The organism is Ureibacillus endophyticus (assembly GCF_003628435.1).
Classification (GTDB): domain Bacteria; phylum Bacillota; class Bacilli; order Bacillales_A; family Planococcaceae; genus Ureibacillus; species Ureibacillus endophyticus.
In genome coordinates, this window is the sequence record NZ_RBZN01000079.1 from 1 (window position 1) to 6848 (window position 6848).

General features: G+C 30.0%; 7 protein-coding genes. 3 read left to right on the forward strand and 4 right to left on the reverse strand.

The genetic code is table 11. The features are described from left to right. Positions 1-400 precede the first annotated feature (400 nt). A complete protein-coding gene (locus D8M03_RS16805) occupies positions 401-646 on the reverse strand; it encodes a hypothetical protein (RefSeq protein WP_121215952.1) in 246 nt (81 codons plus the stop codon). Positions 647-868: 222 nt separating this feature from the next. Between D8M03_RS16805 and D8M03_RS16810 the strand changes: the two genes are divergently transcribed. From D8M03_RS16810 to D8M03_RS16820, 3 genes are read left to right on the forward strand one after another with little or no spacing between them, the layout of a single operon-like run. Then, the gene (locus tag D8M03_RS16810; RefSeq protein ID WP_147404839.1) at positions 869-1933 is read left to right on the forward strand and encodes a hypothetical protein; all 1065 of its coding nucleotides are present in this window, start codon (positions 869-871) and stop codon (positions 1931-1933) included. Continuing rightward, positions 1908-3833: an McrB family protein gene (locus D8M03_RS17850; protein ID WP_211331001.1), complete on the forward strand. Its 1926-nt coding sequence runs from the start codon at positions 1908-1910 to the stop codon at positions 3831-3833. The genes D8M03_RS16810 and D8M03_RS17850 overlap by 26 nt, the downstream gene beginning before the upstream one ends. After that, positions 3817-5598: a DUF2357 domain-containing protein gene (locus D8M03_RS16820; protein ID WP_121215954.1), complete on the forward strand. Its 1782-nt coding sequence runs from the start codon at positions 3817-3819 to the stop codon at positions 5596-5598. The genes D8M03_RS17850 and D8M03_RS16820 overlap by 17 nt, the downstream gene beginning before the upstream one ends. Positions 5599-5663: 65 nt before the next feature. On the opposite strand, the gene D8M03_RS18135 is transcribed toward D8M03_RS16820, so the two are convergent. The 3 genes from D8M03_RS18135 to D8M03_RS16830 all read right to left on the reverse strand — a co-directional run bounded on the left by D8M03_RS18135 (position 5664) and on the right by D8M03_RS16830 (position 6558). Further along, entirely contained in the window at positions 5664-5888 is a 225-nt protein-coding gene (locus D8M03_RS18135; RefSeq protein ID WP_121215955.1) for an IS3 family transposase, read from the reverse strand. 68 nt (positions 5889-5956) lie between these two features. Continuing rightward, positions 5957-6094, reverse strand: a complete 138-nt coding sequence (locus D8M03_RS17840) for a hypothetical protein (protein WP_170148489.1) — start codon at positions 6092-6094, stop codon at positions 5957-5959. A gap of 113 nt (positions 6095-6207) precedes the next feature. Beyond that, positions 6208-6558 carry an IS3 family transposase gene (locus D8M03_RS16830; protein WP_121215956.1) on the reverse strand — a complete coding sequence of 117 codons (351 nt, stop codon included), beginning with the start codon at positions 6556-6558 and terminating at the stop codon, positions 6208-6210. Positions 6559-6848 lie beyond the last annotated feature (290 nt).

A 6848-nucleotide genomic window follows, 5' to 3' on the forward strand; every position in this document is an offset into this window, starting at 1 on the left:
ACCTCCTGTTAAACGTTGTTGGTCCAACGAGGAGTGTAACTTTATTGGATAATGTTGACAAGTGGTTTTTTCATGCATAAATTAATGTCCGAATGGTACATTTTTAGTTTGCCATAACCACCTTGATTGAACCTCAATAAGTTTAACTCTAATTCTAGGAACTCAGAAAAATCGTATTGATAATAAGGAATTGCATTATTACTGATATAATTATCAAAATAATCTTTTATGCTTAATATTTGTTCCCTGTTTTATATTATAATTTATAATCCCTGCTTCAATGTTCTTAGAGGATGCTACACTAAAATTGGCTGAACCAATATAAGCTTTATTATTAGTCATTATAATTTTCGAATGATTTTCTGTTACAAAATAACTTTTAAAATTAGAATTGAATCTTTCAGGATTTTTTCACTGGGGATTTATCACTATTATAGTTATAACTAGGGATACCACTATAAAATCTCACTTCTCCTATAGCACTTTTTAGCCTTTCAAACAATTCATTTTGGTTATTTTTAGGCAAACTATAAGTCAATATATAAATCCATTCTGCATTCATAAAATCTTCTAGGACCTCTTGGTAACCATATTCATTATGAGAAAAAACAATTTTACCTTCACAACCATTAATAAACTCTAACATATAAATACTCCTTACTTTTTTCTTAATATTCAAATAACCATCCATAATGAACTAATAAATACCAAATTTATCAAATAACTTCCTAAAATATAATTATTTTATATCTAAATTAGTGATAAAATTGTACTAGTATTTGAAAAGGAGTGTTGCTCAAAAAATAAACTATCAAGAGTATGTTAAAAAGGAGAAATGTTTGTGCACAAAAAAATTTGGAGATATATCTTGAATACAAAAGAACCAGATGAGTTGGTTTTTTTAGCGCAGAATTTCAGTATACAGATACCAGGTTTTAGAAAAAATAGCATTCCTAAAAATTTGAACCCCAAAATGCTAATATCGACAATTCTTAAACCGGAAAACTTAAAAAAATTAAATATTGATAACATTGAAAGCCATGAAGAAGTTTATAAAGCTGATAGTATATTAAACGTAACTGATTTGAATTCACTACAACAACTTGCCACAAAGAAATATGCACCTTCAAAAGTACTTGAAATATTGTTAATTAATAAAAAATTTGAAGAAGCAACTAACTTGTTTAATTATTTTATGACCAATTATAACGAAAATGAGCTTTCTTTACTTGAAATAGAAAATATAGAAGACTCAGAACACCATTCAATGAAAAATGAAGAGAACAGTAAAGCAGAAGAACAAAAAGAAGCAGTTCAAAAAGAAGAAAATCAAAATAAAGTTACTAAAAAGCTGGAAGAGAAAATCACCAATTTAAAAGAAGAATTAAAAAAAGCTCATTCTAATAATGAGCAATTAAAAGAAGAGTTATACAATGAAAAGAAGGAAAAAAATCTGGAAATTCAACGATTAAAAACGCAAAATAATGATCTACAAAAAATAATTGAATCTTTAAATACAAAGGTTTCCCTTTTAGAAGAATCATTATTTAACTCATTACAAAAAGAAGAGTGTCTACGATCCATTATAAAGAAATTAGAAAATGAAAAAGTAGAAAAAATAGAGAAGAATGAAAATAATGAACAAAAAAATAACTATCCAAATATAACAATTATCGGAACTCCATCAAATTCTATAATTAATTCATGTAATATTCATTTTACAGTTTTAGATAAAAAACAAGCCTTAAAAATTGACCTAAATAATCAAGATGAAATATGGATTCTATCTTATCAAGTTGATAAAAAAATTGAAAAAGAATTAAAAGAAGCTGGTTTACAAAAACCAATTCGTTTAATAAGTACATTTTTAGAATTAAAACAAGCGATTCAAAAGGAGACAGAACTTCATGATAAACAATCAGTGGGAAGCTAAGTTTGTTGGTGTTTTAGCCAACTATGAAGAGGTTGAAAGAAAACCTGTATTTGTTAACAGAGAAAATTCAATTCAATTTTATATTAAAATTATATCTACAGAACCAGTTTCCTTTCCAAAAAATTCTGTTAAAACTGTCACATGTTTTGCAGATGGGGATTTAAATACTAGATGGGGGTTTGAAGATGACATTCAGAAATCAGATACTGAACGTGAAGAAGCATTAATAGATTTCTTAAAAGATAGTTTGATTATTTTCAACCCATATAGAACGGGAAATGCTACAAGAGAATATTATGTGGCAAAAAATATCCATTTAATTGCTAAAAAAGATTCCTATTTACCTACTACGCGCTTAATACCAGTTCCTATTTTTAATGAAAAACCTAAGGATAACCAAGAATCTAAACAAACAAGAGAAGAGTTTGAAAATAAGCTTATTTATGAAAAACATGTTGGAAAGAACATTTATGTTTCAACAGAGGTAGAAGATAATCATGAAATTATTGCATTTCGAGATCAAGAGGAGAGCATTTTCTTGTATGGTGAATTTGAAAGTCATACATATGCACATGGTGGATTCAAGTTTAAACCCAGAGGAAATATTAACCTCTTATCTTTAAAAGAAAGAAACTATAATGAAAATATTTATGAATGGGACGATGTGTTATTCATTACTACTTCTTCTTATAATTTAATATTAAATGATTTAAAAAGTGCGGAAATAATTAAAGAGTCAAAAAAAGTAACAGAATTTAAAAATATTGAAGAAACTCCCATAGAGAAGGAAAAAGAGAAAATTTGGTTTAATTACCTCAAGGAATTAGCAATTCAAGAAAATCTTAATTTTTCAGAGAAAGATTTATATAATTTTCATGCTTGTATGAAAACAAAACGTCTTGTCCTTTTATCGGGTTTAAGTGGGATTGGTAAATCAAGAATTGTTCAACTTTATGCAAAAGCACTTGGTGCTGAATCAAATTTAAATTTCATCTCCGTTAGCCCTTCTTGGACAGATGACACTGATTTATTAGGATTTCCTGATACATTAAATAATGTTTATCGTCCTGGCGATTCTGGTCTTGTTAATACCTTAATAAAAGCAAGTAATGACCAAGATAATATATATATTATTTGTTTCGATGAAATGAATTTAGCTCGTGTAGAACATTATTTTTCCCAATTTTTATCTGTTCTTGAGATGGAAGATAGAAAGATTTTAAAATTATATAATTCGGATTTAGAACACCGTTTTTATAATAGTGAACAATATCCTTCTCAAATTAAAATTGGGCAAAATATTTTATTTGTAGGAACAGTAAACGTTGATGAAACTACTTATCATTTTAGTGACAAAGTTTTAGACCGCTCGAATGTTATTGAACTTGAAATCAAAGAATTCTCTGAACTCTTGGAATTTGGAAAACAGAAAAATATTGAAAAATTAAAAACTATAAGAGAACAAATTGGGGAATTCCCAATCACAGCAACAACATTTAACTCATTTAGCAATAATGACCGAGAAATGGCACTATCAAAATCCGATTTGGAACTATTATGGGAAATTCATAAAGTCTTACAAAAAGCGAGCAAAAAATTTGGAATTGGAACAAGAGTCGTTAAGCATATTGATCAATATTTAAAGAATATTCCAGAAGGAGCTCCGATAACTAAGGAAGATGGAATTGACTTACAAATTGCACAACGCGTCTTAACTAAATTAAGAGGTGTAGAAGAAGTTATGCGTGAACTTGTGGGTAATTACGATGAACAAACTAAAACTGTAACAGGTAGCTTGTTAATTGAAAAACTTGATAACTCAAATTACAATTTTACCCGATCCAAAAAAATGATAGAGCAAAAAGCAAAGGAGCTTAGTCATAATGGATTTGCCATTTAAACTAACTTTTTTTCAATATAGTAAATCTAAAACAGTTGAAAAGTATGTTGATTCCCTAAGTGAACTTTATAGAATGGAGACTGAAAATATTATTGAAATTACTGAAAATCTAGACACATATTTATCGTTTTCCGGAGTTGAAGACGTTAGACTGTATATGGATGGTTTGGAATTACTTCCCGAAGAATTTGTAGGTGAAGATGAAAATGGAAATGTTTTCTTAGAACCTTCAGATTTAAAACATGCAATCTACGAAAATGTAGGAAATAATTCTTACTTTCCATTAATACCAGGATATTATCAAATTTGTGTAATTAGTAGTGGTAAAAAATATTTTTCGTTATTCCGTATTCGAACAAAACAAGTTACAGAAGAGCAATGGGAAGTTATGAAAAACGATGTCGAAAAATCATTGAGTGGATTAGCCCAAGACTTAGTAAAAAAAAATTCTAATGTAAAGGACAATTACAATGACGATACTTTACCAAGTAATATTTTAAGAAAATGGCATTTGATAAATCAGTTTAAAATAAAACTAATGTCTTCAATTCAGGATTTAACAACAAACCCTAGACAAAATGTTAAAAAAAATTATTTAATTGTTCCCATCTCACAAGCTCGTAAGACGGATGATGAAACCGTAAAATTTTTATCACAGCACCCAGAAAAAAAGGATTTTTATAAAACTCCCTACCGTGAAGTTAACTTAAATTTGCCTGAAAACAAATTAATAAAAGCTGTGTTAAAAGAAATTGATAAGACATTAAAAGAAATTTATTCACATTGTATTTATTATGAAGATATTACAAATAGAAAAATTAATACAGAAAAAAGAAATTCATTTGGTGTACATAATGGGAAATTGCGTTCTCTTGAAGTTACATTAGAGGAAATTAAATCAATTAAAACAGATAGTAGTAAACTAATAACTAACATCCAGCATTTTCTAAATAACACCTGGTTAAAAGATGTACCAAGTGTTAAAAACATAAATATACCTAATTCCGTTACAATGGATCAACGCTATCAGATTATCTTCAAACTATATAAAAAATTGAAAAATGATCGTTTTACAATAACATTTGACCCTATTTATCAGTACAATTGGAAACGAACAGATTTACTTTATGAAATATGGTCCTTTATCAAGGTTATTGAAGCATTTACTTCAGATGAAATTGGATTTTCTCCTGTTTCTGGATGGTTAATTGATGATTATCCTCATGTACCTGAGCTACTACCCAAGGATAAAATTTTAATGAAAAAAGAAGATATTACAATTCAAATCATGTATGAGGGAGAAGTTTTAGGCGAGAGCAAAGATACAACTTTAGAACATCCTCTATATACAGGTACTGAAAATAGGACACCTGATTGTCGTATCGACTATTATGATTCAAAAGGTTATATCGGAAGTCTTGTGTTAGATTTTAAATACCGACCAGTTAAATATATTTGGAGCGACAGTTTAGTAAAAAATAGAGGCACTAACAAAGTTATGCGTCAATTAAATAACTACAAAAATAGCTTTAAAAGTAAATGGTTCTATCGAGATCGTCTTGATAGTCTATTATTCAATCAGCTTACTCCAATTCGTGAGGTTTGGGGTGTATATCCACTACAAAAAAATGAAAAAACTATTCGGTATCTAAATGACCACTACATTCGATTAATGGATTTGACGCCTAATGAAGAAAGTGAACATTTTACAAAGATGTTAAAAGAACTAACAAATCAAATTATCGAACTATCAAAACGCTTTTAATATAGGAGCTGTCCAAACGATGAGGATTGGGCTTACCCCCGTCAAGTAGACAGCTTTAAAAGAGACTATGCAGCCATCTGGTATCGATATTCTATCGGTGCCAGGTGGTTGAGTCGTTTTTGGAAATGTTTGAAATTATAAAAGTAAATATATTGCTCGACAGCTTGTCTCACTTCATCTGCCGTATTATCATGTAATAGATACAAACATTCGCTTTTAAAGTGTGAGAAGAATGATTCGATACACGCGTTATCATGGCAGTTTCCTTTACGAGAATGGCTGCCAATCATGCCAAGTTGTTCGACAAGATCGGTTTTACAGCATCTAATACGGGCGATTTGCGTTTTTGCTTTAACTTTTATGGAAACTCTTCTAAATCAGCGTACTTTTTAACTGTACGTTGATCATGATTTACGCTTTCTGCAACTTCCTTGTTGGAACGCCCTTTATGATTAACTTCATGTCTGATATAATTAATTTCTACCACTTGCAACATCTCCTACATTACCTCCTGTTAAACGTTGTTGGTCCAACGAGGAGTGTAACTTTATTGGATAATGTTGACAAGTGGTTTTTTCATGCATAAATTAATGTCCAAAAGGTACATTTTTAGTTTGCCATAACCACGACGATTTCATTGTTATATAAATCTTGTACAGCCGATAAATAAAGGAAACCTGTTTTAGTCGGTAGATACGTAATATCCGTGACGAACACTTCATTTTCTGCACGCTCATTAAACTGACGCTCTAGCACATTGTCAAATACGCGTGATACTCGATTTTTCCAGATACGACGCTTTTTACGGATGATGGACTGGATACCTAGTTCACTCATTAAGCGATACACTTTTTTATGATTTACATGAAATCCTTTATCTCGTAAAGCGATTTTCATACGTGGATAACCATACATCATATGCGTCTGATGAATCGCTAAAATGTGCTCCTTTAAAATCATATCATCACATTTACGTAACGATACCTTCTCGTTTTTAAGCCACTTGTAATAGCCTGAACGCTCTACTAGGATAACGATCTTTCATTCCCTCAATAATTTGATAACGCTCTGAATAAGTAGGCAACCCTCCATTTACAGATTTGGATACTGCTTTTTTAAGTATTCGACCTGTTGTGTATTGCATAATAAAAGTGCAGACTAGTGCAACGAATTTGTACAGAGTCTAGCACTTTTTTAGTGCAAAAAAATAGACTTGCCAGCCACCCCAAGTCACTCTACTGTTAAAGTGT

Coding starts and splice junctions, on each gene's coding strand:
- D8M03_RS17840 (WP_170148489.1), bottom strand. CDS start 6,094: ATGTTGCAAGTGGTAGAAATTAATTATATCAGACATGAAGTTAATCAT.
- D8M03_RS18135 (WP_121215955.1), bottom strand. CDS start 5,888: ATGATTGGCAGCCATTCTCGTAAAGGAAACTGCCATGATAACGCGTGT.
- D8M03_RS16820 (WP_121215954.1), top strand. CDS start 3,817: ATGGATTTGCCATTTAAACTAACTTTTTTTCAATATAGTAAATCTAAA.
- D8M03_RS16830 (WP_121215956.1), bottom strand. CDS start 6,558: ATGATTTTAAAGGAGCACATTTTAGCGATTCATCAGACGCATATGATG.
- D8M03_RS16805 (WP_121215952.1), bottom strand. CDS start 646: ATGTTAGAGTTTATTAATGGTTGTGAAGGTAAAATTGTTTTTTCTCAT.
- D8M03_RS17850 (WP_211331001.1), top strand. CDS start 1,908: ATGATAAACAATCAGTGGGAAGCTAAGTTTGTTGGTGTTTTAGCCAAC.